Source organism: Vulcaniibacterium tengchongense (assembly GCF_003814555.1).
Lineage (GTDB): Bacteria > Pseudomonadota > Gammaproteobacteria > Xanthomonadales > Xanthomonadaceae > Vulcaniibacterium > Vulcaniibacterium tengchongense.
On the sequence record NZ_RKQN01000001.1, the window covers coordinates 1,115,553 to 1,140,516 of the forward strand.

Consider the following 24,964-nt stretch of genomic DNA (forward strand, 5'->3'; position numbering starts at 1 on the left):
GTTTCAAGCTCTCCTCACGCGCTCTTGCCGCGCCGCTAACCCTGCGCTCCCCAGCATGTCCTCGCCCGACCGGAGGAGACGCCAAGGTGAGCAGACGAACCGAACCCCATCCGCGACAGTCCCGCTACCACGGCCTGCCGTCGGTCACCGATCGCGCCTGGGGCCAGCGCCCGGGCGACGAGGACGCGTTCGGCACGCCGGGCGAGCTCGGCGGCTGGGGCGACTTCCGCGAACCCGCGCCGCGGCGCGACGCGCGCCCGAGCCAACGCGGACGCGGCCCGCGCGACGCGTTCCGCCCCGACGACCGCATCTACGACGAGCTGAACCAGCGCCTGGCCGACGATCCGGAGATCGACGCGCACGAGATCCTGGTCGCGGTCGAGGACGCCACCGTGATCCTGACCGGCGAGGTGCCGAGCCGGCGGATGAAATACCTCGCCGAGGAAGTCGCCAGCCGCGTGCGCGGCGTGCGCGAGATCCACAACCACCTCACCGTCGACCGCGGCGACCGCGCCGGCGGACCACCGGGGCGCGCGGTGCGCAGCGGCCACGACCAGCAGGGCAGCGGCTTCTCCAGCTCGGCCTTCGACCAGCGCGACGATGTCGACGACGCTCTGCGCGATGCGCAGCGCCGCGGCCGTCCGAGGCCCCGCGAGGGCTGAGGGCGCGATCGGAGCGCGGAAAAAACGACGGCCGCTCGCGCGGCCGTCGCTGCTTCCGGTGCCCGGACCCGAGGCTCAGAACTTGTACTCGAAGAACGCCGAGTACATCTCGGTGTTGAAGTTCTGCTTGACGCCCGCCTCTTCGATCTTCAGGCGGTTGTCGTAGTTGTCGTACGCCAGGCCCGCGCGCAGGTTTTCGGTGATCTTGTAGCCGACGCCGGCGCCGGCGTACCAGCCTTCGTTGTTGTGGGTGCCGAGGCGGCGGGACGCCCCGCCCAGCGACGCGGTCAGCTCGTTGTCCGCGCGGAACCAGCCGCCGCGGATCCCGGCGAACCAGTTGCTGCCGCCGAAGTCGTACTGCAGGTTGCCGCCGACGGTCACGCCATGGGCCTTCCAGCCCAACGTGCCGGCGTGGTCGGCCGCGGAAACCGACGAGCTGCCCAGATCGGCGTAGCCGGCCTCGACGCCGTAGTTGAGCGCGCCGCCCCAGCGATAGCCGGCACGCACCGCATAGGCGCTGTCGCGACGGTCGGTCGTCAGCCCCTCGTCCGGGACTTTGATTTCGTTGGAGGAAATGCCGCCATGGACGGCAGCGAAGAAGCCGCTGTCGGACTCGGCGGCGGAGGAGACCGCCGGAGCGGCGATCAAGGCGAGGCCGAGGGCGGCGACGAGAGTCCTGTTCAAAACGCGTTCTCCTGGGGGATGGAAACGTTCAACGCCGGCCCGGGTCCGGCGACGGGCGGGCAGTGTCGCGGTAAAAATTTCGTTCCTCCATGCAACTTTTCCGAAAATCCCCCCGTGCCGGCCCTTCGGAGCGCCGGGTCCGATCCAGGCACAATGCCGGCATGCCCCCCGCGCATTCGCCCGCCTCCGACGGCCGCGCCCCGCTCAGCCTGCGCCAGCGCTTCGACGCGCTGCGCAACCTGCCGCCGTTCCTGCGCCAGATCTGGACCGCGAGCCCGGGCCTGACCCTGGCCACGCTGGGCCTGCGCCTGGTGCGCGCGTTCCTGCCGATCGCCACGCTCTACGTCGGCAAGCTGATCATCGACGAGGCGGTGCGCCTGGTCGCCACCGGCGGATTCGATTCGCTCGCGGCCGCCTGGCGCAGCGGGCAGCTCGACACGCTGGCGGCGCTGCTGCTGCTCGAACTGGGGCTGGCGATCGGCTCGGACCTGCTCGGCCGCCTGGTCGCCTACGGCGACGGCCTGCTCTCGGAACTGTTCGCCAACGCCACCAGCGTGCGGTTGATGGAGCATGCGGCCACGCTCGACCTGGAGGACTTCGAGAATCCGGACCTGCAGGACAGGCTCGACCGCGCCCGCCGCCAGACCATGAGCCGCCTCAACCTGATGAGCCAGCTGTTCGGCCAGGTGCAGGACAGCATCACCGTGGCCGGCTTCGCCGCCGGGCTGCTGATCTACGCGCCGTGGCTGATCGCGCTGCTGGCGCTGGCGCTGGTGCCGGCCTTCGTCGGCGAGGCGCACTTCAACGCGCTGGGCTATTCGCTCAACTTCGCCTGGACCCCGGAGCGGCGCCAGCTGGAATACGTGCGGCAGATGGGCGCGAGCGTGGAGACGGCGAAGGAAGTGAAGATCTTCAACCTCCACCGCTTCCTGATCGCGCGCTATCGTGAACTGGCCGAGCGCTTCTACCGCGCCAACCGGGCGCTGGCGCGCCGGCGCGCGCTGTGGGGCACGCTGCTGGCCGCGCTGGGCACGCTGGGCTACTACGTCGCCTACGCCTACATCGCCTGGCGCACAGTCCGCGGCGACTTCAGCATCGGCGACCTCACCTTCCTCGCCGGCAGCTTCCTGCGCTTGCGGCAGTTGCTGGAGGGGCTGCTGGTCGGCTTCTCGCAGGTCGCCGGCCAGGCGCTCTACCTAGACGACCTGTTCTCGTTCTTCGAGCTGAAGCCGCAGATCGCCTCGCCGCCGGACGCACGCCCGGTGCCGCGGCCGATCGCGCGCGGCTTCGCGTTCGAGAACGTCGGCTTCCGCTACCCCGACGCGGAACGCTGGGCCCTGCGCGGTCTCGATTTCGAGCTGCGCGCGGGCGAGGTGCTGGCCCTGGTCGGCGAGAACGGCGCCGGCAAGACCACCCTGGTCAAGCTGCTGGCGCGGCTGTACGACCCGGACGAGGGCCGCATCCTGCTCGACGGCCGCGACCTGCGCGAGTACGACCTCGACGACCTGCGCGGCAACATCGGCGTGATCTTCCAGGACTTCGTCCGCTACCACCTGACCGTGGGCGAGAACATCGGCGTCGGCCGGATCGAGGCGATGGACGACGCCGCGCGCATCCGCGAGGCCGCGCGCCGCGCCGGCGCCGACGGCCTCGTCGCGGGCCTGCCGCTGGGCTACGACCAGGTGATCGGCCGCCGTTTCAGGAACGGCGTCGACCTGTCCGGCGGGCAATGGCAGAAGATCGCGATCGCCCGCGCCTACATGCGCGACGCGCAGGTGATGATCCTCGACGAGCCGACCGCGGCGCTGGACGCGCGCAGCGAGTTCGAGGTGTTCCAGCGCTTCAAGGAGCTCTCGCGCGGCAAGACCGCGGTGTTGATCTCGCACCGCTTCGGCAGCGTGCGCATGGCCGACCGCATCCTGGTGCTCGCCGAGGGCCGGCTGGAGGCCAGCGGCACGCACGAACAGCTGCTGGCCCAGGGCGGGCGCTACGCCGAACTGTTCGAGCTGCAGGCGGCGGGCTATCGCTGAGGCCTCCCCTCCGCGGCCGGAGGGCGCCGCCGCGGCGGTCGCGCCCGCGTCGCGCGCGTCCGCTCGCTCCCTGTCCGGGCCGCCCACGCCCCTTCCTGCGGCCGAAACACGTTGCAAGCGAACGTGTGGCAGCATTCGGGCTTTCCATCGCGGAGATCCGTTCCATGCGCCCAGCCTCGCCTCGTCCTCTCGCCCTCGCCGTCGCCTTCGGCCTCTCGCTCGCGCTCGCCGCGTGCCAGGCGCGCCAGGACGGCGCGGCGCCCGCCGCGCAGGCCGCGCCCAAGGCGCAGGCGTCGCGGACGGTGGCCAGCCAGCTCGGCCCGGTGCAGGTCACCGAGATCGCGAGCGGCCTGGAGCACCCCTGGGCGGTGGCGCTGCTGCCGGACGGCGGCTTCCTGGTCACCGAGCGCCCGGGCCGCCTGCGCCGCATCGGCGCCGACGGCACGGTGTCCGCGCCGCTGGCCGGCGTCCCCGCGGTGTTCGCCGAAGGCCAGGGCGGCCTGCTCGACGTGGTGCTGGCGCCGGACTTCACCCGCAGCCGCCGCATCTACCTGAGCTACGCCGAGCCCGGCGAGAACGGCACGGCCGGCACCGCGGTGGCCACCGCCACGCTCGGCGACAACGCCCTGGGCGACGTCAAGGTGATCTACCGCCAGCAGCCCAAGCTCGAGGGGCCGAACCACTTCGGCTCGCGCATCGCCTTCGACGGCCAGGGCCACGTCTTCATCAGCCAGGGCGAGCGCAACGACCGCCCGACCTCGCAGAAGCTGGACATGCTGCAGGGCAAGCTGGTGCGCCTGAACCTCGACGGCAGCGTGCCCGCGGACAATCCGTTCGTCGGCCGCCAGGACGCGCGCCCGGAGATCTGGAGCTACGGCCACCGCAACTCGCAGTCGCTGGCAGTCGATCCGCGCACCGGCAAGCTGTGGGAGGCCGAGCACGGCCCGCGCGGCGGCGACGAGATCAACCTGCCCGAGCCCGGCAAGAACTACGGCTGGCCGCTGGCCACCCACGGCATCAACTATTCCGGGCTGAAGATCCCCGAGGCCGTCGGCACCCGCGCGCCGGGCACCGAGCCGCCGTACCACGTGTGGGAGAAGTCGCCGGCGCTGTCGGGCATGGCGTTCTACGTGAACCGGCCGAACTCGAAGTGGAACGACAGCCTGTTCCTCGGCGCGCTGTCCGACGGCAGCCTGATCCGGCTGAGCCTCGAAGGCGACAAGATCGTCGGCGAGGAGCGCCTGCTGAAGGAGCTCGGCGCGCGCATCCGCGACGTGCGGGTCGGCGCCGACGGCAAGGTCTACGTCGTCACCGACGACAGCGACGGCAAGCTGCTGCGCCTGGATCCGCCCGGCGGGCAGGCCCCCGCCGCGAACGCGTCCGGCGGCTAGCACGGCCCTGGCCGGGCTGCGCCCTGTTCCGCGGAACGAATCGCGGGGAACGGCAACGGACGGTTTTCTCGTTCCCCTTGACGCTCCCGGCCAGGCGGGGTGGCCGGGCAAGCGGCGCCCGGGGTGCCGGCCGAGCCGCGCCGCCGCGAACGGTTCCTGCCGGGACGGCTAGTGCCGGTTCGCGGCAGCCGCGGCCATCTCCTCGGCCAGGCGGCGCTCGAACTGTTCGAAGCTCAGGCCCTGCTCGGCCGCCTCCCGCTCGGCCGCCCGGCGCAGGGTCGCCGAACAGCTCAGGCGCACCTGCGTGCCCTCGCGCTCGTGCAACGCCGCGGCGCGGCGCAGGATGGCCAGTGCGCGGGCGGCGCTGTGCGTGTCGCCGACGATCTTCCCGCCCAGGCCTAGGGTCCATTCGCCTTCGCGGCGGACGATGCCGCCGAGCAGCTCGCCCTGGCGATCGCGCAGGTCGGCGTGCGGCTCGATCGGGGCCGCCTCCGTCTCGCCTGCGGTCCTGGCGCGGCGCTTGCCGGCATTGCGGCGCGCCTTGGAATGGATGGACATGGCGCATCTCCGGCGGGAACGCGCCCATCATAGCCGGCCGCCCGTCGACGCCTCAGAACAGCGGGCTCTGCCGCTCGTCGTCGGCGGCCGAGTAGCTCAGCCGGCCGTCGACCCGTCGCGCGGCGCCGGTGTACGGATGCTCCTCCGCCCGGCCGGGCGCCATCAGGTGCACCACCCGCCAGCCGCTCGCCTTGAAATCGTCGGCGATCAGGCCGCGGTGGCACTGCCACCACATCGCCTCCGCGCACATCATCGCGGTCGGCGCGGCGCGCGCCAGCGCGTCCAGGCGGTCGCGCGCGGCGCGGTACTCCGCGCTCGCCATGTGGTCGGCGTAGCCGCGGAACGCGGCATTGCGCCAAGCGGTGTTCGGCGAGTCCGGCCTCGCCCGCCGGCGCCCGCCGAGGCCGGGCAGCGGCACGTAGCGGATGCCCGCTGTGACCCGACACCTGGAGTGATCAAACGGGATAAGGCGGAACAAGGCGGGAAAAAACGGCACGAAAGGCCAGAAAAACAAGGCTTTGAGCCCAGTTGAGCGCTCCCGGCCAAGCACTCCGCCACGACAAATGGATTGCGCATCGCGGGGCGGCCGGGCCGCCCCGCGACACATGGATTGCGCGCTAACGAGCGCGCTGACTCAGCCACAAGCGTGTGGCACCGGCCAGAAGGACTGCCAACAGCATTGCCCCCAGCATGCTCGCAAGCATGTGCTCGGGCGAGAAGCTGCGCAGCACGTGGAAGACGCGCACCAGGTGCGGCGCGGCCGCATCCATCCGCTCCCAAGCCGGCACCAGGTTGGCCAACCAGTACGGGACGAAGGTCGCTAGCAGGAAGAAGCCGAAAAGCCGGCCGAAGTTCAGGAACGGCTTCCCACTGCCGCCGGTCGGCATGTACACGGTGTTGCCGTTCCCGTTGATCGCGACACTACCCTGCTGCGGCGACTGCCAAACCTGCGGGCTCGCGGGCACCTGTTGGCTGTGGCGGCGGGCAATGCTGGCGATCTCGTCTCGAAGTTCCTTATTCATCAAATTCCCCTGATTTCACGGCTTCTCGGATTGTCTGCAGAACCACCGCGACCGCCCTTGCGGGCGAGGAAGGGGTATCAATCCAGCGGCGATAGACCGCTAACACCAGTTCCGCCCGCCCGCGCGATGTGAATGCCGGCACCCCTGGCATGGCTAGTGCCTCATCGACGGTCTCGATGGCCGCCAGCAGCGTATCGGCGTCGAGTCTCTCAGCTTGAGAGGCGTCGTTTGCGGCGTCGATCCGTTCCGGCCCCTCTCCCGTGAGCAGCCAGTGGCCGTTCCAGCCCTCGCTGGCGAGCTTCGCCAGCAATTCCGCGCCTATCTCCCGCTCTCCCCGCTCATATCGAGCGTAGGTGTTCAGGTGAACACCCAACCAGGTTGCGAACTCCTCGCGGGAGCGCGACCCACGCACCCGAGCGAGTCTCTCCCCGATCACCGGAGACCCCGCATCGCTTCGTCAACTAGAAGCGTTGCGCGGAGTGTTGCGCCTCTGGTTCGCGCACCACTTTCTGTAAGCCATTGATCGGAAAACGAAAAATGGCAACCGGATGCATCAAGCCCGATCGGGTGAAGTGATGCACCCGAAAGGGGTTGTAAACAAACCCGTTTGGGTCTATGTTTGCGCTCCATACACACCCTTTGTTCGTGACAGCCAATGCCCACAGCCGCCGCCCCAAAAAAACCAGCCCCCCAGGACTGGCATCCGTCCGACATCAAGGCGGCGCTGGACAAAGCGGGCTGGTCGTTGCGGCAGCTCGGCTTCGAGCACGGCTACACCGGCGACAGCTCGCTGAGCGAGGTCTTTCGCCGTGCGTGGCCGAAGGCCGAAGGGATCATCGCCAGCGCCATCGGCCTGCGGCCGCAGGAGATCTGGCCGAGCCGGTACGACGCCAACGGCAATCCCAACCGCCGCCGAGGCCGCGCGCCGAAGCGCCCGGCCCATGCCTCCTGCAAGGCTACCACCCGCGCTGGGGGCCGCAATCCGCAAAAGGCGGCCGGCGCATGAACACGTCCTTTGTCTACCGCCTGGCCCGGGCCAACGGGTGCGATCAGCCGGAGAGTGCGCGGGCGTCCATCCCGAAAACCCCGGCAGCACGTGAGCAGGGGCATCCCCTTGTGGGCGCGGGCCGAAAGCCCGCGGGCGCCTCCCCCTGCGCGAGCGTGCATTGCGGCGGGGAGGTCGCCTGATGGCGCGGTCCCGTGACGTCGCCACGGGCGACCTCTTCGCTGCGATCCCGCGGCCGGTGCCGGCGCTGCCCGGCAGCATGGACTTCCGCACCCGCGTGGCCGTCCTGGTCGGCGCAATGCTGGACGACGCCCGCGCAGCCGACCCGGAGCTCGATCGCTACGAAGTGGCCGCGCGTGTGTCGCGGCTCGTCGGGAAAGAGGTCAGCAAGCACATGCTCGACGCGTACACCGCGGAGAGCCGCGAGGCCTACAACACGCCCGCATGGCTGATGCCGGCGCTCGAGCATGCCTGCCGCAGTCACCGCTACTCGGAATGGCTGGCGGAGGTGCGCGGCGGACGCCTCGTGCTCGGCGCCGCCGCGCTCGACGCCGAGATCGGCGCCGCGCAGGAGCAGATCGAGGCCCTGCGAGAACACGTCAACAACCTGCGGATGCTGCGCCGGAGGGCACGCTGATGGCCGACGGCGGTCGCCCGATGAAGCTGTACGACCTTCTGGAGATTGCGGAGGCGCTCGGTCGCAACAAGTCCAGCATCGTACGGCGTGCGACGCGTGAAAACTGGTCTTTTAGCGAGGAAGCAGTGCGCGGTGGCAAGCGCCGCCTGTACGCATGGGAGCTCCTGCCCGCGGATGTTCGCGACGCCCTGCAGCGAGCCGAAGCGCTACGCGCCGCGGCCGAGGCCAGTCCCGCATTCCGCGCTGGCGCCGCGGCGGCGCGCCGCCAGGTGATCGCCGAGTCGGTGGATGCAGCGGTGCGACAGCGCGCGTTCGAGCAGGGCGCGGTGGTAGCTGCCGGCATGACCGGCACGCGCCGCGCGCGCATGGAAGCCAAGCTGGAACTGCTGCAGCGTCTGGCTGCCTTCGCGGAGGCGCGCGGCACGGGCATCACCCGTGCAATGGAGGACTTCTGCGTCGCTTACAACCGAGGTGAGCTCGCCGTCCCGCTCCAGGTGCGCCAGCATACCGGCGCCGACTTGCACCCGGCGACGCTGCGCCGGTGGAAGCGCGACCTGAAGACCAAGGGCCCGGCCGCGCTCGCCGGCAACTACGGCAACCGCGCCGGCACCGGCAAGCTCGACACGAACCCCGAGCTGCGCGACTTCGTCGTCGGCCTGCTGGCCGACAAGCCGCACGCGAGCGCGAAGCACGTGTGCGACGCCCTGGATGCGCGCTTCGGCGCCGCCGGCGTCGATCTGCCCGACGAGCGAACCGTCCAGCGCTGGCTGAAGAAGTGGAAGTCGCAGAACGCTGAGGTGTTCCTCGCGCTGACGAATCCGGACGCGTGGAAGAACCGCTACATGTCCGCCTTCGGGAGCCTCACCGAGGGCATTACCCGCGCCAACCAGCTGTGGCAGCTGGACAGCAGCCCGGCGGACCTGCAGCTGGTCGACGGCCGCCACAGCCTGATCGGTGTGATCGACTTGGCAACGCGCCGCCTGCGCCTGTGGGTCTCGAAGACCAGTACTGCCGAGTCTGTGTGCCGTCTGCTGCGCCGAACGATCTTGGATTGGGGTGTGCCGGAAGCGGTGAAGATGGACAACGGCCGCGACTACGCCAGCCAGCGCGTCGGCCAGCTGCTGACCAGCCTGCAAATCGAAGCGAAGTTCAGCGCGCCGTTCAGTCCGTGGGAGAAGGGCAACATCGAGCGCGCATTCCGCACTTTCGCGCATGGCTTGGTCGAACTGCTGCCGGGCTACTGTGGCCACAACGTGGCCGAAGCGCAGGAAATCCGCGCACGAGAAGCCTTCGCCGACCGCTTGTTCAAGAAGTCGTCGGACCTGGTGGAAGTCCGCCTCACCGCGGCCGATCTGCAGGACGTGTGCGACCGCTGGTGCAACGACTACTACGCCCACCAGCCGCATGAAGGTCTCGGGGGCGTCACGCCGTTCGAGCGCAGCGCGCAGCTGCGCGACGCTGTCCGCCGCGTCGCCGACGTGCGCGCGCTGGACCTGCTGATGGGCGCCGGCGAGCTCCGCACCGTCACAAAGCGTGGCCTGCGGATCGACAATCTGGTCTACATCGCGCCTGAGCTTGCTGGCGTCATTGGCGAGCAGGTCCTGGTGCGTCGCGACGAAGAAGGCGACCTTGGCCGCGTTGTCGTCTACCACGCCGAACGCTACTTATGCATCGCCGAATGCCCCGAGGTGCTCGGCGTCTCCCGCCGCGAAGTCGCCATCGAAGCCAAGACCCGGCAGACCCGCGCAGTGCAAGACGCGAAGGCGGAACTGCGCGCGGCGAAGCGCAAAGCTAAGACCGCGGACATCGCGTGGGACATCCTCGACCGTAGGGCCGAGCAGCATGCGGCGCTCGCCGCGCTACCGCCGCCGAACGTCGTGCACATCACCCCAGCGCTGGAAGCCGCCGCGGATGCTGCGGCCGCGCTGCAGGCCGAGCAGGCGCCGCCCGCCGCGCCGGTGCCGGCGCCGAGCACGATCGCAGACGTGGACGACGTGACCCATCTGCTGCGCCGCGAGCAAGCCCAGGACGAAACCGCCGAGCAGCGCTTCGCGTGGGCGCTCAGCGTGCTGATGAAGGCGCCGGAAGAGCGCAACGATATCGAACGGCACCGCCTCAAAGGCTACGTCAACAGCGACGAGTTCAAGGGCCGCTGGCTGGTCTTTGAGTACTTCGGCCCGGAAACCCAGGGCCTGCCGAGCGAATACGCCGCGCTGCTGCCTCACGGCACCGAGCGCAACCGACTACTGCAAGCACAACAAGGGGATTGACCATGCGCTCCAAGATCGTACCCATCAGCAACGTGGCCCGCCTGGCCGAAGCCGGCGAGGCCCTGCTGAGCCGCACGCCCGGCATGCCCGGAATGGGCCTGTGCTTCGGCCCGAGCGGCCGCGGAAAGACTACCGCGGTGGCGTGGCTCGCCACCCGGCAGAACGGCGTGTTCGTGCGCGCCCTGGCCACCAGCACGCCGACCAGCATGCTGGAAACCATCTGCCGCGAACTGAACATCGCCTCGCGCGGCCGCGTGGCGCAGACCGTCGAAGCCATCGTCGGCAAGCTCGCCGAGACCGGCAGGCCGCTGTTCGTCGACGAGGCGGACTACGTCGTGGAGCAGAAGCGCCTCGTGGACACGTTGCGCGACCTGCACGACCTGTCCAGCGTGCCCGTGATTCTCATCGGCATGGCGGGAATCGACCGGAGAATCTCGTCCAGCCCGCAGCTGTCCGGCCGTATCTCGCAATGGGTGGAGTTCGCACCGTGCTCGGAAGTCGACGCGCGCGTCCTTGCGCGCGAACTGTGCGAGGTTTCCGTCGCCGACGACCTGGTCGACATGCTCCACGCGCGCGCCGCCGGCAGCGTCCGCAACATCGTTGTGGGCCTGGGCCGCATCGAGCAGTTCGCGCGCAGCCGCAGCCTCGCATCGGTGGCTGCCGCCGATTGGCCGCGCGGGCAGGATTTCTTCTTGGGCAATGCGCCACAGGCCGTCAAGCAGCGCTTGCAGGCGGTGGGCTGACGTGTCGCCGAAAGTGCGCAACGCCACGCGACGGCACCGCGCAGGCAAGGAGGCGCGGGGCACGTTCGTGCTAGGCAAGACGTGGAACGCGATGCGGATGCTGCGCACCTTCACGGCGGGAGACGTGGCCGCCGTTGTGGAGATCACAACCGCCGAGTCCGTATGCCGCTATGCGAGGTACCTGGTCCGGGCCGGGTACCTGCGCATCACGCGGCATGGCCTCGGCCGGTGCCTGCCGGCCACCTACACCCTGATCCGCAACACCGGGCCCAAGGCGCCCTCGGTGCTGCGCAAGCGCTCGTCGCGCATGCCTCACCGCGTAGCGGTCGCGGTCTACGACCACAACACCGAAACGGAGTACCCCCTATGACCGAGCCGGATTGGCTGAACGTGCTGCGCGCAGCCTGCAAATGCCGCACGCAGAGCGCCGTGGCGGAGAAGATCGGCTACAGCCCCGCCGTTGTCTCGCAAGTTCTGAAAGGCACCTACAAGGGCGATTTGCGCGCCGTGCAACAGAAGGTCGAGGGCGCGCTGATGGGCTTGACGGTCGAGTGTCCGGTGATCGGCGAGCTGCCGCGCAACCGCTGTTTGGAGTACCAGCGGCAGCCGTTCGCAAGCACCAATCACATGCGCGTGCAGCTCGCGCGCGCCTGCCCGACCTGCCCGAACCGGCGAGGTGCCGAGTGAGCGACTACGAGCAGCTCAAGGCCGCCGCGCAGGCCCGCCTAGCCACGCGGTTGCAAAGCGCCGCGGCACACGCACGCGACGGGTTCGATCGCACAGCCGCCGCGATGGCGATCCTCGCCGCCGTCGACATCCCGGAGGACGCGGCGTTCGCCCGAATCGCGGCGGTGGACCGCGAGTTGCCCGCTATCCGCGCCGTCGTGCAGCTCGCCATCGACATGCACGGAGGTGGCCGCTAGTGCAGCTGCCGCTGCTCCCAGGCGAGATCACGCCAGAGACTGTGCTGACCGCGCTGATGCGGCGGGTTGGCCCGGCCAACGGTATCACCGCCGCCGACCTGGCTGAGTTCATCACTGGGCGCCGCAACGCCGCCGACGAGCGCCGCCTGCGTCAGGTCATCGAGCAGCTGCGCCTCGAAGGTCACGCGATCTGCGCAACGCCGGACGAGGGTTACCACCTTGCGGCAAACGCGGACGACCTCGACCGGACCTGCCGCTTCCTCGTGAAGCGGATCGAGGCCACCGCCCGGCTGGTGGCCGCGATGAAACGCGTCGCGACGCCGGACCTTTACGGGCAACTCGGGTTGCCCATTCCCCAGGAGAAGACCGAATGAAAGTCAACCCGATCCAACCGCATGCTGTGCGCCCAGATGGCCTGCGCTCGACCGCCGCAGTGATCGAGCGGCTAGAACGTGAGGGCATCCGCGTGCTTTCCGTGTTCGACAACGGCCGGCGCCCGGTGCTGATCGTCAACAGCAAGCCGAGCTTCGCGGACGGCGTGCGCTATCGCCGGCATCCCGTCGCCGACGGCCATGACTACGTCTGCGCTGCCCCGTACGAGGACGTGCAGGTCGAGTGGGTCGAGCACGCCGCGCGCGCCGAGGTGGCCAATGGCTGAGCGGTACGTCGTGCTCCCGGTCGCCGCGGTGATGGGCGCCGGCTTCGCATCGTACGAGGACGCGGTCGCTGCCGCCGGCAAGAAGGTGGAGGCGGATGGCCGTCCGCACGTGGTCGTCGAGGTCATGACCCGCGTGCAGCGCCGGCTGGTCCCGAACGTTGAGATCGTGCCCTTCGAGCAGTTCCCCGAGGAAGCGCATGCAGCCGGCTGACGACGAGGACGAGCTGGCGCCCGTGATCGGCGAGCGCTACCGCGACGTGCTCCGCCGCATCTGCCAGCACGCCGCGGAGCCCGACGAGGAGTGACGCGCATGCGCAAACGCCGGTCTCGCTGTGACCGTCTCCGCGCCATGCGCTTCGCGCTGTGGGCGCAGCACCAGCCGTCGGCGAGCCTCACGCCACAGCTGATCAGCGCAGTGCTGGACGTAAGCCTGACGCAGGCACGCGAGTGGCGCACCGAGTTGTTCAAAGCCCTCAGCCCGATGGACGCGGAGGGCCTTCCACCCAGCCCGCGGCCGGCGGCAAACGGCCCGACAACCAGCAGCAGGACCCCAACCCATGAGTAGCAAAAAGACCCGCATCAAGACCGAAGCCGCCGTCGTCACGCTCCGCGACCAACACGAGGTGGACGCGGCCCTCGCCGAGATCGGCGCCGCACAGCGTGCGCGCCAGTCCATCGAAACCGAAATGAACGCCAAGCTCGCGGAGATCAAAGAACATTACGAAGCGCTAGCAGCCCCGCATGCTGCGGTCATTGCCCAGCTCGGCGAGGGCGTCCGTATATGGTGCGAGGCCCGGCGCGCGGAGCTGACCAAGGACGGTCGGACTAAAACTGCCAAGTTCGGTGCTGGCGAGGTCAGCTGGCGCATGCGGCCGCCCAGCGTAAACGTCCGCAGCGAGGGCATCGTCATCGAGACCCTCAAGAAGCTGGGGCTGGAGCGATTCATCCGCACCAAGGAGTCGGTCAACAAGGAGGCCATCCTAGCGGAGCCGTCTGCCGTCGAAGGGATCAAAGGACTATCGGTGGTAACTGGGAAGGAGGACTTCGTCATTAAGCCCTTCGCCACCGAGATCGAGGAGGTGCGCTGATGCAGCCCGCTCCCATTCCTCAATGCTGCGAATGCGGCTGCGCCCTCCGGATCGTCGAGCCTTTTACCGGTGGGGTGTCGCAGCAGGTTCGCTGCCCATCCTGCGGCGTGCAGTTACGCGTGCGACGGCTGAGCGTGATCGACTGGCGGGTCATCACCGCCGCCGATCACGCCGGCCAGCGCTCCCGGCCGCTGCCGGCGGTGGCGCCGCCGCAGCTCAAGGCCCGCTTCTTCGAGGCCTGCCGCAGCGTGGCGCGGCTGCTCAGCTGCAGCGAAGGCGTGGAACCGGGCATGGCCGAGGTGGCGGATGACTAGGCGCATGCGAAGCCCCGTAGCCGACCGCAACCGACAGCTCGGCCGCATCCACCAGGCCAAGAAGCAACTCGGTATGGACGACGACACCTACCGGGCACTGCTCGTGCGCCTGACCGGTAAGGCCTCCTCAGCGGACATGACCGCCCAGGAGCGCAACGCCGTCCTCGCCGAGTTCGCGCGCCTTGGGTTCAAGGTTACCGAGCGCCAGGCACGCCGCCGCGTGTTCGCTGGGCGTCCGAAGTCGATCAAGGACGTGCCGATGCTACAGAAGGTGGAAGCACTGCTTGCAGACGCCAAGCGTCCCTGGTCGTACGCCCACGGCACGGCGCGCCGCATGTTCAGCGTCGCGCGCGTGGAGTGGCTCAACCACGACCAGTTGCACCGACTCGTCGCCGCTCTAGAGATCGACGCCCGTCGAAAGTCCGTCACAAGGAGCCCCGTATGCTCTTCCGCAACCTGACCCTGTTCCGCTTCCCCACCTCGACCAAGTTCGACGACCTCGACGCCGGCCTCGACGAATGCCAGCTCAAGCCGGTCGGCCTGTTCGAGCTGTCCAGCCGCGGCTTCATCAGCCCGTTCGGGCGCGACGCCGAGGCGCTGTCGCACCGCCAGGGCGACGCGCTGTGGCTGGCGGTCGGCGGCGAGGACAAGATCCTGCCCGGCTCGGTGGTCAACGACCTGCTGCAGAAGAAGCTGGCGGAGATCGAGCAGAAGGAAGGCCGCAAGCCCGGCGGCCGCACCCGCAAGCGGATCAAGGACGAGCTGATCGCCGACCTGCTGCCGCGCGCGTTCGTGAAGCCCTCGCGCACCGACGCGCTGGTCGATCTGGGCCACGGCGTGGTCGCGGTCGACACCTCCAGCCGCAAGAGCGGCGAGAACGTGGTCAGCGAGATCCGCCGCGCGCTCGGCAGCTTCCCGGCGCTGCCGCTGAACGCCGAGGTCGCGCCGCGCGCGGTGCTGACCGGCTGGGTCGCCGGCGAGCCGCTGCCCGACGGGTTGTCGCTCGGCGACGAGTGCGAGCTGCGCGACCCAGCGGATCGTGCCGCCCGTGTCCGAATCGACAGCATGGAGCTGAACAGCGACGAGATCGCCAAGCACCTGGAGTCGGGCAAGCAGGTCACCCGGCTGGCGCTGAACCTCGACGACCACGTCTCGTTCGTGCTCGGCGAGGACCTGATCGTGCGTAAGTTCAAGCTGCTCGACGGCGCGGTCGACGAGCTCGAGGCGACCGAGCGTAACGACCTGCGCGCGGAGCTCGACGCGCGCTTCGTGCTCATGGCCGGCGAGTTCCGCCGCCTGTTCACGGTGCTGGAAGGCGCGCTGAAGTTGACGAGGGCGTGAGAGGACTGATGCTCGGGACTTGCCCTCATTGCGCCTTCCAAGCCGAGATGGAGGCGTTCTTCACCGACGACGAAGGCAAGCGCCTGGCCGCGGCGGTCGCCGAGCTGCCGCCGGAGTGCGGCCGTGCGGTGCTGGCGTATCTGCGGCTGTTCAAGCCTCCGAAGACGGGACTGCGGATGGCGCGCGCGGTGAAGCTGGCGCGCGAGGTGGCCGACCTGATCGCTGCCGGCACGGTGTGCAAGGACGAGCGCACCGGCATGCGCCGCCCCGTCGCTCCGGCGATGTGGGCGCAGGGCATCGAGCAGATGCTGGCGCAGCGCGATCGGCTGAGCCTGCCGCTCGAAGGCCACGGCTACCTGCGCGCGGTGGTGTTCAGCCTGGCGGACGCGGCCGATGCCGCCGCGGAGCGCCGGCGCGAAGCCGACGCCCGTGCCGGCCGGCACCTGTCCGCCGCCCCACCGCTGCAGGCACCGCCCGAGGACCCGCGGCAGAAGAAGCTGCAGAACGAACTGGATTGGATCCGCCAGCAGCTGGCCTACGGCCTCATGGAGCCGGAGGAGGCCGAAAAGCAGTGCGCTGCGGCACGCGTGAAGTACGGAACCGAAACGTGACCGAGCAGCTCGAAATGATGCCGGCGCAGACCGAGAGCGAGTCGCTCGGCCTGATCGGCCGCGACATCGGCGACGTACCGGAAGACCGCTGGGCGCAGGCTTTGGTCGATATGGTCCGCGTGCAGGAGGCCGTGTACCTGCGCCAGGGTCGCGGCGAATACGAGGCGTTCGTGCTCGCGCGCGACGGCGTGCTGGCGTTGGCCGAGTACTTCGGCGCCCGTATGTGGTACCTGCCCCGCGGCGATCGGCTGCGCACGGCCCTGCGCGATGCGGAAATCTACCGCCAGGCCAAGCGCGGCAACATCCGCCAGCTGGCCGACGAACACCGATTGAGCGAGCAGCAGGTCTATCGGATCATTCGCCAGCAGCGCGCGCTGCATTTGAACAAAATTCAGGGCCGACTATTCGACGACTAACAAGGGGGGAAGGTGAAAAGGATCATCGCTTTGGTGCCGCTGCTTTGCGCATTAGCTTGGGTTTCCGGTTGCGATAGCTCATCCGGGGCGGACGCCGTCTTGGCGTGCCAAGAAGCCATCCGCATGGCGGCAAAGAATCCCAGCAGCGCTGAGATTCCGTACGTCGCACCGCGTTGCTATCCAGCTGAGGAACTCTGCAGCGTGCGATGGGATCACGGTGACGGACTCCGCCTGCAGAATGGCTTTGGCGCAATGATCGACACTACTGCGATCTGCATCGTCAAGCGCGGCGCGGTCACTGGCCTCGATCTGGACGGAAAGTCGATTCTCTGAGCTGTCCATCCGCAGATACGAAGCCCCGCCTCCGAGCGGGGCTTTTTCATTAGCGCGCGTTAATCCAGCCGCTTCCTCGCGCGCGCGCATCCTGTTCGCGCAAGGGGATGCTGCTGAGTTGACGCGGCAAGGCGTGTCCCACGTGCCCCCTGCAAGGCCGATCGGCCTCCCTCCGGCTGACGGCGGCTCCCCCTGGCCGCCGTCGGCCCTCTTCGCAGGACTGGACATGCACACGCTCAAGAAACTCTTCATCCGTGCAAGCGAGCAGCTGGATCGCATCGGCAACGTGTGGTTGTGGGCGCTGATCAGCCTCGTGCTGCTCGCGCTGGTCGTGCCGCTGAACCCCGCCAAGCTCGGCGCCTATCTGTGGGCAATCAGCAAGATCAGCGGCGCGGCGTCCGTCGGTTACGGCGTGGACTGGGCCGCGTTCCGCGGAGCCGACCCGCGCTACCTTGACGGCATCGAGAAGGCGATGGCGCAGACGCGCCGCGCCACCCTGGTGGCCGCCGCCATGATCGCCGCGGGGCTTATCGGATGAGCCGGCTCGATGTGCCTCGCCGCCTGCAGCGCACGGCGCGCGCGATCGCGATCGTCGGGCTGCTGCTGACCGCTGCGGTGGTTCTCGGCCTCCTGTGCGGGCAGGTCCGCGCACAAGTCCGCATCCCTGAGGCGTCCGCACTGTACCGCCACCGCGTCGAGCAGGCTGCGGCTGATGTCTGGGGCGTGGACGCGTCGCCCGCGCGCCTGGCCGCACAGCTGCACCTTGAGAGCGGTTGGCGCCCCAACGCGCGCTCGCCCGTCGGCGCGCAGGGGCTCGCGCAGTTCATGCCGGCGACGGCCAAGTGGATTGCGCAGGCGTTCCCGGAGCGCTTAGGCCAGTTCGATCCGTGGGACCCGCACCAGGCAGCGCTTGCGGCAGCGATCTACGATAAGTGGCTGCTCGACCGCGTCCAGCCCATCGGCTGGACGCCGCTGAGCGCGTGCAGCCGCTGGAACTTCGCCTTGCGCGGCTACAACGGCGGCGAAACCTGGGTGCTGCGCGAGCGCGGCTTGGCCATCGCCGGCCGCGCCGACGCGAACGACTGGCGCGCGGTCGAACGCTTCCGTGCGCGCTCGGCGTCGGCGCACCGCGAGAACGTGCAGTACCCGCGCCGCATCCTGCTCATGCTGGAGCCGGCTTACATCGCCGCCGGATGGCCCGGCAAGGCGGTATGCCCGTGAGCGGCTGGACGCCCCTGCCCGGCGTGCGCGTGGTCGCCCACGCCAAGGCGGTGCTGTACGCGATCGCAGCGTGCGCGGCGTGCCTCGCGCTCGGCCTCGGCGCCGGCGTGTGGGCCGGCATGGAATGGCAGCAGGGCCACCAGGCGCAGCGGGATAGTCAGACGCTCGCGGCCGAGCTGGCGCAGACCCGCGCGTTGCTGCACGACGCCCAGGGCGCCGCAGCGCAGATTTCGCGCGATACCCAGGCGGCGGCCGCCGCCCTCAACGCCCATTCGAAGGGACTGCACGATGACATCGATCGCAACCGCCGCGCCGCGGCCTCGGCCAGCGCGCTGCTGGCAGCGGCCGCTGCTCGCAACCCTGGCCTGGCTGCTATGCATGCCGACACTGAGCTCGTGCGCGCGTGGAACGCGGCCAACGCCGGCGATCCCGCCCGAGCTGTTGGCGCTGGTCAACCCGATCCCGCCGATCGGGGCGGACCTGACCTCACCGTGCCCGGCGGAGCTGCCGCCGGTGGTCGACCGCAGCCTGCTGGGCCTGGCGCGCAACCATCTAGCCAGCGCGGCGCTGTACCACGACTGCAAGGACAGCAAGGCCCGTCTGGCCGCCGCCGCCCGCGAGCGCGAGCGCATCGAGGCGGAGCGCATCGAGCGCGCGCGGCAAGCGCTGGAGCGTGAGCGTGGCTATTGACGCGACCGCCCCGTACGCGCTGCTGCTGGTACTGCTGCTGCTCGCGACAGGGAACCTTAGCGTGGGCCTGCTGCTGTGGTGGCGACAGAACGGCATCGCGGTGCGCGTCGCCAAGCTCGAAGCGTTCCGCGAAGCTGGCCTGACCCATGCGGAGATCCGCGAAATCTACGAGCGCCTCTCGTCGATCGAGGGGCAAATCGGAACCACGAATCGGCTGATGCAAACGATGCAGGAGCACCTGCTGGAGAACGATCGATGAAGACCTTCGCCGAACGCCTGCGCGAAGACCGCCGCTTGGTGCTGCTGCGCATCCTGTCGGAGCAGAAGGGCTATTTCGCCAACAGCTCGCAGCTGCATGCTGGCCTGCACTTCCTGGGTGTTGCTGCGGACCGCGACGACGTGCACACGGACCTGCATTGGCTCGCCGACCAGGGCCTGATGACCCTCAGCCAGCCCGTGCCCGGCGTCGACGTGGCGACCCTCACCACCCGTGGGCTCAGTGTCGCCCAGGGCTACACGCTGGTGCCGGGCGTGAGCCGGCCGAGCCCGAAGTAATGGCTCGCAAGCGCCGCGCCAAGTCCACGATCTCTCGCCTGCCGTCGGAGCAGCGCGAGTACATCGAGAGCCTGCTCCGCGAAGGCCGCCTGACACTGGACGAGATGATCGCGGACCTGCAGGCCCGCTTCCCGGGCCAGCCTGCCGCCGAGGTCTCGCGGTCGGCGCTGCACCGCTACGACCAGGGCTTGGCCGAACTGACCGAGCGCATGCGCGAGATCGACCGCGCCGCGCAGGCGCTGGTCGGCGAGTTTGGCGACAGCCTAGGCGAGAAAGCGAGCACGCTGCTGACGAACGCGGTGATCACGCTTGCCACGGACGCCTCGCTCAAGCTGCAGAGCGCCGAAGAGATCAGCGTGGACGACGTGCGCAAGCTGGCGCGCGCTGCGAAAGATGCGATCGACACCAAGCGCGTCGACGTGAATGTGCGCCGCGCGATCGCGGCGGAGGCACAGGCGGCGCTGTTGCGCGAGCAGCAGGCCAAGCTCGACAAGGTGGTCAAGACGGGTGGCCTGTCCGCGGAGAGCGCCGCCGAGTTCCGCAAGAAGATTCTGGGGGTTGGCTGATGGTCGTAGCCCCGGCCAAGCCTGGGAAGCGCGGCGGCTCGGCGGCCAAGCCGCAGCGGCGCCCGCTGGTCGAGGCGCTGGTCAAGGATTCCGGCGACCTGCTGCGGCAGGAACTGCCGGCCTCGCTCGCACGCGAGGTCAACCAAGCCATCGACGCGGTACTGCTGAAGTACCAGCAGGAATGGATCGCCGACGACAGCGACCTGAAGGTCGCCGAGAAGAGCCGCCGTATCGGCCTCACCTGGGCCGAAGCCGCCGACAACGTCCTGATCGCCTCAAAGTCCCGACAGGCCGGCGGGATGAACGTGTACTACATCGGTTACAACATGGACATGGCTATCGAATACATCGAGGCCTGTGCGATGTGGGCGCGCGTGTTCAATGAGGCGGCGTCGGAGGTGGAGGAAGGCGAAGAGGTCTTCAAGGACAGCGACGACGAGAAGGCGATCAAGACCTACACGATCCGGTTTGCCAGCGGCTTCCGCATCGTCGCGCTGTCCTCTCGGCCCGCCAACTTGCGCGGCAAGCAAGGCGTGGTGGTGATTGACGAGGCCGCGTTCCACGGCGCCCTGGACGAACTGCTGAAAGCGGCGCTGGCGCTGTTGATCTGGGGCGGCAAGGTACGTGTGATCAGCACTCATGACGGCGACCAGAACCCCTTCAACGAGCTGGTGAACGAGATTCGCTCGGGCAAGCGCAAGGGTGCGGTGCACCGGATCACGTTCCGCGATGCCGTCGAGCAGGGCTTATTCGGCCGCGTGTGCATGCGCAAGGGCGTGTCGTGGGACGCTGAGGCCCAGGCCAAGTGGATCGCGGACGTGTACGCCTTCTACGGCGACGCAGCCGAGGAGGAGCTCGACGTCGTGCCAAGCCAGGGCTCGGGCGCGTGGCTCACCACTTCGCTGATCGAAGCGCGGATGCAGGACACGCCCGTGCTGCGCTACAGCTGCCCCGCCGGCTTCGAGCGCGAGCCGGACGACCATCGGCATGAGGTCATCCAAGACTGGCTGGACGAGCACGTCGCACCACTGCTGCAGGCGCTCGATCCGGATCTGGAAAGCGTGTTCGGCCAGGACTTCGGCCGCAGCGGCGACCTCACGGTAATGGTGCCGGCGCAGATCGAGCAGACCCTGCGCCGGCGAGTGCCGTTCATCCTGGAGCTGCGGAACATGCCGCACCGGCAGCAGGAGCAGATCGCAACGTTCGTGATCGGACGCCTGCCCCGGTTCCGCAAGGCGGCCCTCGACGCCCGCGGCAACGGCCATGCGGTGAGCGAGTTCTTGGCGCAGAAATTCGGGTTCGAACGCATCGAGCTGGTGATGCTGACCGAGGGCTGGTACCGCGAGCAGATGCCGCCGCTCAAACAGGCATTCGAAGACGACACGATCGCGCTGCCGCGCGACAAGGACGTGCTCGCCGACCTACGCGCGATCAAGGTGATCAAGGGCGTGGCGCGCGTGCCCGACAAGAAGACCGCGGGCAAGGACGGCGGGCAGCGGCACGGCGACGCCGGCGTCGCGATCGCGCTCATGCATTACGCGAGCCTGGCCGAGGTCGAGGTGATCGATTACCACCGCGTCACGCCGCATGGCGCACGCGAAGACTGCAGCCCCGAGACCGGGCGCGGCGCGGGTTGGCGCAACACAAAAGGCATCTGGTGATGGCGACGAAGACGGTCCAATCCCGCATCCTCGGCCCGGACGGCGAGCCAATCCGCTACGAAGTCCTCGAGGAGGAGATTTCCGCAGGTGGCGTGACCGGCATTCGGCAGGTCTGGCATTCCGGCGTGACCGGCGGCCTGACGCCGCCGCGCCTGGCGCAGATTCTGGAGGCCGCCGCGAACGGCGATGCCTACGAGTACCTGTGCCTCGCCGAGGAAATGGAGGAGCGCGACCTGCACTACGCATCGGTGCTCGGCACGCGCAAGCTCGCGTTGTCCGGGCTGCAGATCCGCGTCGACGCCTGGAGCGACGACAAGCGCGACGTGGAGATCGCCGATGCCGTGCGCGAGATGTTGGCATTGCCCGCGGTTGACGAAGCCTTATTCGATCTGACCGACGGCCTGGGCAAGGGCTACTCTGTGATCGAGATCGTGTGGGACCGCAGTGGTAAAGTGTGGATGCCCGCCACGCTGGAGCACCGGGACCCGCGGTTTTTCCGCTACGACCGCGAAACTGGGCACAAGTTGCGCCTGCTCGACGATGCGGATCCGGTTAACGGCATTCCGCTGGCGCCGTTCAAGTTCGTCGTGCACCGCCCGAAGATTCGCTCCGGCCTGCCGGTGCGCGGGGGCCTCGCACGCCTGGCGGCGCCGGCGTACATGTGCAAGGCCTGGGCCTGGAAGGACTGGATGGCCTTCGCCGACATCTTTGGTCTGCCGATGCGCGTCGGCCGCTACGGACCGGGCGCAACCAAGGAGGACATCGTCAAGCTCATGGCCGCGGTGGCCAACCTAGGCAGCGACGCCGCGGCGGTGATGCCCGACAGCACGCGCATCGAGTTCCAGGCCGCGCCCAACACCAACGGCGCCGCTGACTTCTTCGAGAAGCTGGCGACGTGGTGGGACAAGCAGGTCAGTAAGGGCGTCCTCGGGCAGACTATGACGGCCGACGACGGTGCCAGCCTCAGCCAGGCGAAGGTACACAACGACGTACGCCTGGACCTGCTTCAGGCCGACGCGAAGGCGCTACAAACGACGCTGAACCGCGACTTGGTCCGCCCGTTCGTCGACCTGAACTTCGGCCCTGGGCGTTACCCCAAGCTCATCGTCCAGGTCCCGGAGTCGGAGGACATCGCGGCGCTGACCGGTGCGCTGGAGAAGCTGGTGCCGATGGGTTTGCGCGTCGAGCAGTCCGTCATCCGCGACAAGCTCGGCTTGCCCGACCCGGACGAGGGCGCCGAGTTGCTTACGGCGCCCGCTGTGGCCGCGCCGGCGCCGCCCGCCGCGGCGACGCCGGCGAGGACCCGGCGCGCCGAGAACCGCGAAGGCGCGCCGCGCGATCGCGAAGACCAGCTGGTGGCGCTGCTGGCCAGCCGCGCCGACCCCGTCGTCGGCCAGTGGGTCGAGCGCATCGAGGCGCTGGTGCAGCAGGCCGGCACGCTGGAGGAGGTTCGGGACGGGTTGCTGGAGCTGATGCCGGACCTCGACAGCAAGCGCTTCGCGGCCGTGCTGCAGCATGCCCTGGCCATCGCCGGCATCGCCGGCATGAGCGATGCGGTGGACGATGCCGACACCTGATGTCCGCGGCAGCTTCCGCAGCCTGCCGGAGGCCGAGCGCTACTTCCGGCAGAAGGTCAACCTGCCGACGCGGCGCTGGGACGAGTTGTGGCAGGGACAGCACGCGCGTGCGTTCGTCGTCGCCGGCGCCACGCGCGACGCGCTGCTTGCCGACCTGCGCGAGGCAGTGGACGCCGCGATCAGCCGCGGCGAGACGCTTGCGGACTTCCGCGCGCGCTTCCGCGACATCGTCGAGCGCCACGGCTGGCGCGGCTGGACAGGCGACGGCACCACCGCCGGCTTCAACTGGCGCACGTCCGTTATCTACCACACCAACCTGCGCACGGCGTACATGGCCGGGCGCTGGGAGACGCTGAAGGCGTTCCCGTACCTGAAGTACCACCACAACACCGTGCGCAACCCGCGCGAGCAGCACAAAGCGTGGGACGGCAAGATCATCGCGGCCGACGACCCCTGGTGGCAGACGCATTACCCGCCCAATGGGTGGGGTTGCCGCTGCACGGTCACCGGCGTGTCCGCCGCGCGGTTGCACGCGGAGGGCAAGACGGCCCCCGATCCCGCCCCGCCGCCGGTCGAGGGCGAGCCGCCTCCGGAGTGGGCCTATCACGTCGGCGTGGCGGACCAGGGCCGTGAGATCGCCGACCCGTTGCTGGCCAAGACGCTTGACAGCAGGTGGTCCGAGTTGCCCGGCAGGCCGTACCACGCGTACGGACGGCCCGATCAAGTGCCGGTCGACGCGCCTCGCGCCATGCCCCTCGCCGACGCGGAGCGGTCGCCCGAGGCACTGCATGCCGCCTGGCGTCGGCTCTACGGGGATTCGGCGACGCTGCAGGACCCGTCCGGCGCCGAGGTGCTGCTGAGCCCGCGCGTGATCGAGCACTGGCTCGAAGACCCGAAACGCCTGGACGGCCGGCAGAAATACCTGCCGCTGCTGCGCGAGACCATCGAGGCGCCGTTCGAGATCTGGGCGAACTTCGCCCGCAACGCCCGCGGCCAAGTTGGCCTGCGCCGCTACTACGTCAAGACCGTGCGGCTCGAAGGCCGGAAGGCTCTGACGTTGATCGCGGAAGTGCTGCCGGGTGGGGTGTGGGGGTCGTTCGACTTCTTCCGTGGCGCGCGGCCGCAGCCGCGCTCGCGTCAGGGCTTGCTTGTGTGGGGGCGCCCGGTCGAATGAGTGCCTTTGCCTGCAGGCGCGCCAACCCGCCCTGCGGCACTTCCTGCAGGCTGTCGGGTATGTTGGCCCAGCCCGTGGAAGGATTGCGGCGAAGGCCGCTACACCGGAGGCGGCACAAGCTCCGGCCCGTGCGCGCACCATACCATGAGCGATAAGCCGCTGATCATCGAGATCGACGCCGACCGGGCGCAGCGCTGGTTCGGCGAGCTGCAGCGCCGCGGCCAGGATTTGAACCCGCTCATGCGGGACATCCAGGAATACGGCATCGAGAGCACACAGCGTCGGTTTGCCGAAGGCCGCGCACCGGACGGGACCCCGTGGGTGCCGCTGAAGTCCGGCAGCGGCCGCACGCCGCTGACCGATACCGGCCGCATGCGCGATGGCATCCACGGCAGCCACGGCCCGACCTGGGCCGAGATCTCGTCCGACGCAAAGCAAGCGCGCTGGCATCAGGAAGGAACCGCGCCCTATGTGATCCTGCCGAAGTCCGGCAAGGCGCTTGCATGGGAAGGCGGCCCAGGCCCGCGTGCACGGGTCAACCATCCGGGACTGCCGGCCCGGCCGTTTATCGGCCTCTCGGTCGAGGACGCCGACTACATCGACCGACTGGCCACCGCGTACCTGGACCTCGGCGACGGCTGAAACCGCCTCGGGCCAGAGCCGCGTATAAGCGCCGTGAAGGCCCCGGGGCGGTACGTCCGGGCCACTGCCCCCCGGCTCGGGGCGCCAGCGGCGAATTAAAACGGTTTTAAACGGGATGTGGAGCGGGAGGGTGGCCGGCGATGGACGAGGTGCCGACTCCGGGGGTAGCTTCGGCCGTGCGCGCCTGCCCC

36 protein-coding genes are annotated in these 24,964 nt (G+C 69.3%); 30 read left to right on the top strand and 6 right to left on the bottom strand.

Annotated elements, in window-relative coordinates:
- Nucleotides 1–86: 86 nt before the first annotated feature.
- On the top strand, nt 87–662 hold the full coding sequence (locus tag EDC50_RS16310) for a BON domain-containing protein (protein ID WP_158635703.1): 576 nt from the start codon (nt 87–89) through the stop codon (nt 660–662).
- A 75-nt stretch (nt 663–737) separates the two neighbouring features.
- Here the strand turns inward: EDC50_RS16310 and EDC50_RS05000 are convergent, their stop codons facing one another.
- Nucleotides 738–1,346 carry an outer membrane protein gene (locus EDC50_RS05000; RefSeq protein WP_158635704.1) on the bottom strand — a complete coding sequence of 203 codons (609 nt, stop codon included), beginning with the start codon at nt 1,344–1,346 and terminating at the stop codon, nt 738–740.
- A 161-nt stretch (nt 1,347–1,507) separates the two neighbouring features.
- Here EDC50_RS05000 and EDC50_RS05005 point away from each other — a divergent pair, with 161 nt between their 5' ends.
- Both EDC50_RS05005 and EDC50_RS05010 read left to right on the top strand, forming a co-directional pair.
- Entirely contained in the window at nt 1,508–3,376 is a 1,869-nt protein-coding gene (locus tag EDC50_RS05005) for an ABC transporter ATP-binding protein (RefSeq protein WP_123769327.1), read from the top strand.
- Nucleotides 3,377–3,540: 164 nt separating this feature from the next.
- Nucleotides 3,541–4,767, top strand: coding sequence for a PQQ-dependent sugar dehydrogenase (locus EDC50_RS05010; protein WP_123769328.1), 1,227 nt, complete (start codon nt 3,541–3,543; stop codon nt 4,765–4,767).
- 168 nt (nt 4,768–4,935) lie between these two features.
- Here the strand turns inward: EDC50_RS05010 and EDC50_RS05015 are convergent, their stop codons facing one another.
- From EDC50_RS05015 to EDC50_RS05030, 4 genes are read right to left on the bottom strand one after another with little or no spacing between them, the layout of a single operon-like run.
- Nucleotides 4,936–5,325 (bottom strand): hypothetical protein, encoded by a 390-nt coding sequence (locus EDC50_RS05015; RefSeq protein ID WP_123769329.1) that lies wholly within the window; start codon nt 5,323–5,325, stop codon nt 4,936–4,938.
- A gap of 52 nt (nt 5,326–5,377) precedes the next feature.
- Nucleotides 5,378–5,932, bottom strand: coding sequence for a DUF488 domain-containing protein (locus tag EDC50_RS05020; protein ID WP_123769330.1), 555 nt, complete (start codon nt 5,930–5,932; stop codon nt 5,378–5,380).
- 10 nt (nt 5,933–5,942) lie between these two features.
- The gene (locus EDC50_RS05025) at nt 5,943–6,347 is read right to left on the bottom strand and encodes a hypothetical protein (RefSeq protein ID WP_123769331.1); all 405 of its coding nucleotides are present in this window, start codon (nt 6,345–6,347) and stop codon (nt 5,943–5,945) included.
- Nucleotides 6,340–6,783 carry a helix-turn-helix domain-containing protein gene (locus EDC50_RS05030; RefSeq protein WP_123769332.1) on the bottom strand — a complete coding sequence of 148 codons (444 nt, stop codon included), beginning with the start codon at nt 6,781–6,783 and terminating at the stop codon, nt 6,340–6,342. The genes EDC50_RS05025 and EDC50_RS05030 overlap by 8 nt, the downstream gene beginning before the upstream one ends.
- 219 nt (nt 6,784–7,002) lie before the next feature.
- On the opposite strand from EDC50_RS05030, the gene EDC50_RS05035 reads away from it, so the two are divergent.
- The 19 genes from EDC50_RS05035 to EDC50_RS05120 all read left to right on the top strand — a co-directional run bounded on the left by EDC50_RS05035 (nt 7,003) and on the right by EDC50_RS05120 (nt 17,908).
- Nucleotides 7,003–7,353 (top strand): helix-turn-helix domain-containing protein, encoded by a 351-nt coding sequence (locus tag EDC50_RS05035; protein ID WP_123769333.1) that lies wholly within the window; start codon nt 7,003–7,005, stop codon nt 7,351–7,353.
- Nucleotides 7,354–7,534: 181 nt separating this feature from the next.
- Entirely contained in the window at nt 7,535–7,990 is a 456-nt protein-coding gene (locus tag EDC50_RS16315) for a hypothetical protein (protein WP_158635705.1), read from the top strand.
- Nucleotides 7,991–8,010: 20 nt separating this feature from the next.
- Nucleotides 8,011–10,260, top strand: a complete 2,250-nt coding sequence (locus EDC50_RS05040; RefSeq protein ID WP_158635706.1) for a DDE-type integrase/transposase/recombinase — start codon at nt 8,011–8,013, stop codon at nt 10,258–10,260.
- Nucleotides 10,261–10,262: 2 nt separating this feature from the next.
- The gene (locus EDC50_RS05045; protein ID WP_123769335.1) at nt 10,263–11,003 is read left to right on the top strand and encodes an AAA family ATPase; all 741 of its coding nucleotides are present in this window, start codon (nt 10,263–10,265) and stop codon (nt 11,001–11,003) included.
- Nucleotide 11,004: 1 nt separating this feature from the next.
- Nucleotides 11,005–11,373, top strand: coding sequence for a hypothetical protein (locus tag EDC50_RS05050; RefSeq protein WP_123769336.1), 369 nt, complete (start codon nt 11,005–11,007; stop codon nt 11,371–11,373).
- Nucleotides 11,370–11,690 (top strand): helix-turn-helix domain-containing protein, encoded by a 321-nt coding sequence (locus EDC50_RS05055; protein ID WP_123769337.1) that lies wholly within the window; start codon nt 11,370–11,372, stop codon nt 11,688–11,690. The genes EDC50_RS05050 and EDC50_RS05055 overlap by 4 nt, the downstream gene beginning before the upstream one ends.
- Complete coding sequence (locus EDC50_RS05060) at nt 11,687–11,926, top strand: hypothetical protein (protein WP_123769338.1); 240 nt, start codon at nt 11,687–11,689, stop codon at nt 11,924–11,926. Before EDC50_RS05055 ends, EDC50_RS05060 begins: the two co-directional genes overlap by 4 nt.
- The gene (locus EDC50_RS05065; RefSeq protein ID WP_123769339.1) at nt 11,926–12,300 is read left to right on the top strand and encodes a hypothetical protein; all 375 of its coding nucleotides are present in this window, start codon (nt 11,926–11,928) and stop codon (nt 12,298–12,300) included. The genes EDC50_RS05060 and EDC50_RS05065 overlap by 1 nt, the downstream gene beginning before the upstream one ends.
- On the top strand, nt 12,297–12,584 hold the full coding sequence (locus tag EDC50_RS05070; RefSeq protein ID WP_123769340.1) for a hypothetical protein: 288 nt from the start codon (nt 12,297–12,299) through the stop codon (nt 12,582–12,584). Before EDC50_RS05065 ends, EDC50_RS05070 begins: the two co-directional genes overlap by 4 nt.
- Complete coding sequence (locus EDC50_RS05075) at nt 12,577–12,795, top strand: hypothetical protein (protein WP_123769341.1); 219 nt, start codon at nt 12,577–12,579, stop codon at nt 12,793–12,795. The genes EDC50_RS05070 and EDC50_RS05075 overlap by 8 nt, the downstream gene beginning before the upstream one ends.
- Nucleotides 12,796–13,141: 346 nt before the next feature.
- Nucleotides 13,142–13,672 carry a host-nuclease inhibitor Gam family protein gene (locus EDC50_RS05080; RefSeq protein ID WP_123769342.1) on the top strand — a complete coding sequence of 177 codons (531 nt, stop codon included), beginning with the start codon at nt 13,142–13,144 and terminating at the stop codon, nt 13,670–13,672.
- Nucleotides 13,672–13,986, top strand: a complete 315-nt coding sequence (locus EDC50_RS05085) for a hypothetical protein (RefSeq protein ID WP_123769343.1) — start codon at nt 13,672–13,674, stop codon at nt 13,984–13,986. Before EDC50_RS05080 ends, EDC50_RS05085 begins: the two co-directional genes overlap by 1 nt.
- 73 nt (nt 13,987–14,059) lie before the next feature.
- A complete protein-coding gene (locus tag EDC50_RS05090) occupies nt 14,060–14,446 on the top strand; it encodes a gp16 family protein (RefSeq protein ID WP_199742092.1) in 387 nt (128 codons plus the stop codon).
- Nucleotides 14,428–15,327: a recombination-associated protein RdgC gene (locus EDC50_RS05095; protein WP_123769345.1), complete on the top strand. Its 900-nt coding sequence runs from the start codon at nt 14,428–14,430 to the stop codon at nt 15,325–15,327. The genes EDC50_RS05090 and EDC50_RS05095 overlap by 19 nt, the downstream gene beginning before the upstream one ends.
- A gap of 8 nt (nt 15,328–15,335) precedes the next feature.
- Nucleotides 15,336–15,938, top strand: a complete 603-nt coding sequence (locus EDC50_RS05100) for a site-specific integrase (protein WP_123769346.1) — start codon at nt 15,336–15,338, stop codon at nt 15,936–15,938.
- On the top strand, nt 15,935–16,354 hold the full coding sequence (locus EDC50_RS05105; RefSeq protein WP_123769347.1) for a Mor transcription activator family protein: 420 nt from the start codon (nt 15,935–15,937) through the stop codon (nt 16,352–16,354). Before EDC50_RS05100 ends, EDC50_RS05105 begins: the two co-directional genes overlap by 4 nt.
- A 12-nt stretch (nt 16,355–16,366) precedes the next feature.
- Nucleotides 16,367–16,687, top strand: coding sequence for a hypothetical protein (locus EDC50_RS05110; protein ID WP_123769348.1), 321 nt, complete (start codon nt 16,367–16,369; stop codon nt 16,685–16,687).
- A 226-nt stretch (nt 16,688–16,913) separates the two neighbouring features.
- Entirely contained in the window at nt 16,914–17,225 is a 312-nt protein-coding gene (locus EDC50_RS05115; protein ID WP_123769349.1) for a putative holin, read from the top strand.
- On the top strand, nt 17,222–17,908 hold the full coding sequence (locus EDC50_RS05120) for a transglycosylase SLT domain-containing protein (protein ID WP_123769350.1): 687 nt from the start codon (nt 17,222–17,224) through the stop codon (nt 17,906–17,908). The genes EDC50_RS05115 and EDC50_RS05120 overlap by 4 nt, the downstream gene beginning before the upstream one ends.
- Here EDC50_RS05120 and EDC50_RS05125 read toward each other — a convergent pair.
- Nucleotides 17,866–18,288: a hypothetical protein gene (locus tag EDC50_RS05125; protein ID WP_123769351.1), complete on the bottom strand. Its 423-nt coding sequence runs from the start codon at nt 18,286–18,288 to the stop codon at nt 17,866–17,868. The genes EDC50_RS05120 and EDC50_RS05125 overlap by 43 nt on opposite strands.
- Here EDC50_RS05125 and EDC50_RS05130 point away from each other — a divergent pair.
- The 8 genes from EDC50_RS05130 to EDC50_RS05165 all read left to right on the top strand — a co-directional run bounded on the left by EDC50_RS05130 (nt 18,287) and on the right by EDC50_RS05165 (nt 24,773).
- Nucleotides 18,287–18,598 carry a hypothetical protein gene (locus tag EDC50_RS05130; RefSeq protein ID WP_123769352.1) on the top strand — a complete coding sequence of 104 codons (312 nt, stop codon included), beginning with the start codon at nt 18,287–18,289 and terminating at the stop codon, nt 18,596–18,598. The two genes, EDC50_RS05125 and EDC50_RS05130, sit on opposite strands and share 2 nt — an antisense overlap.
- Entirely contained in the window at nt 18,588–18,857 is a 270-nt protein-coding gene (locus EDC50_RS05135; protein WP_123769353.1) for a hypothetical protein, read from the top strand. Before EDC50_RS05130 ends, EDC50_RS05135 begins: the two co-directional genes overlap by 11 nt.
- The gene (locus EDC50_RS05140) at nt 18,854–19,153 is read left to right on the top strand and encodes a VpaChn25_0724 family phage protein (protein WP_123769354.1); all 300 of its coding nucleotides are present in this window, start codon (nt 18,854–18,856) and stop codon (nt 19,151–19,153) included. The genes EDC50_RS05135 and EDC50_RS05140 overlap by 4 nt, the downstream gene beginning before the upstream one ends.
- Nucleotides 19,153–19,719, top strand: a complete 567-nt coding sequence (locus EDC50_RS05145) for a phage protein Gp27 family protein (RefSeq protein ID WP_123769355.1) — start codon at nt 19,153–19,155, stop codon at nt 19,717–19,719. The genes EDC50_RS05140 and EDC50_RS05145 overlap by 1 nt, the downstream gene beginning before the upstream one ends.
- The gene (locus tag EDC50_RS05150; protein ID WP_199742084.1) at nt 19,719–21,380 is read left to right on the top strand and encodes a hypothetical protein; all 1,662 of its coding nucleotides are present in this window, start codon (nt 19,719–19,721) and stop codon (nt 21,378–21,380) included. The genes EDC50_RS05145 and EDC50_RS05150 overlap by 1 nt, the downstream gene beginning before the upstream one ends.
- A complete protein-coding gene (locus EDC50_RS05155) occupies nt 21,380–22,957 on the top strand; it encodes a DUF935 domain-containing protein (protein ID WP_123769356.1) in 1,578 nt (525 codons plus the stop codon). The genes EDC50_RS05150 and EDC50_RS05155 overlap by 1 nt, the downstream gene beginning before the upstream one ends.
- Nucleotides 22,944–24,131 carry a phage minor head protein gene (locus EDC50_RS05160; RefSeq protein ID WP_158635694.1) on the top strand — a complete coding sequence of 396 codons (1,188 nt, stop codon included), beginning with the start codon at nt 22,944–22,946 and terminating at the stop codon, nt 24,129–24,131. The genes EDC50_RS05155 and EDC50_RS05160 overlap by 14 nt, the downstream gene beginning before the upstream one ends.
- Before the next feature lie 144 nt (nt 24,132–24,275).
- On the top strand, nt 24,276–24,773 hold the full coding sequence (locus EDC50_RS05165) for a phage virion morphogenesis protein (protein ID WP_123769358.1): 498 nt from the start codon (nt 24,276–24,278) through the stop codon (nt 24,771–24,773).
- Nucleotides 24,774–24,964: the final 191 nt, after the last annotated feature.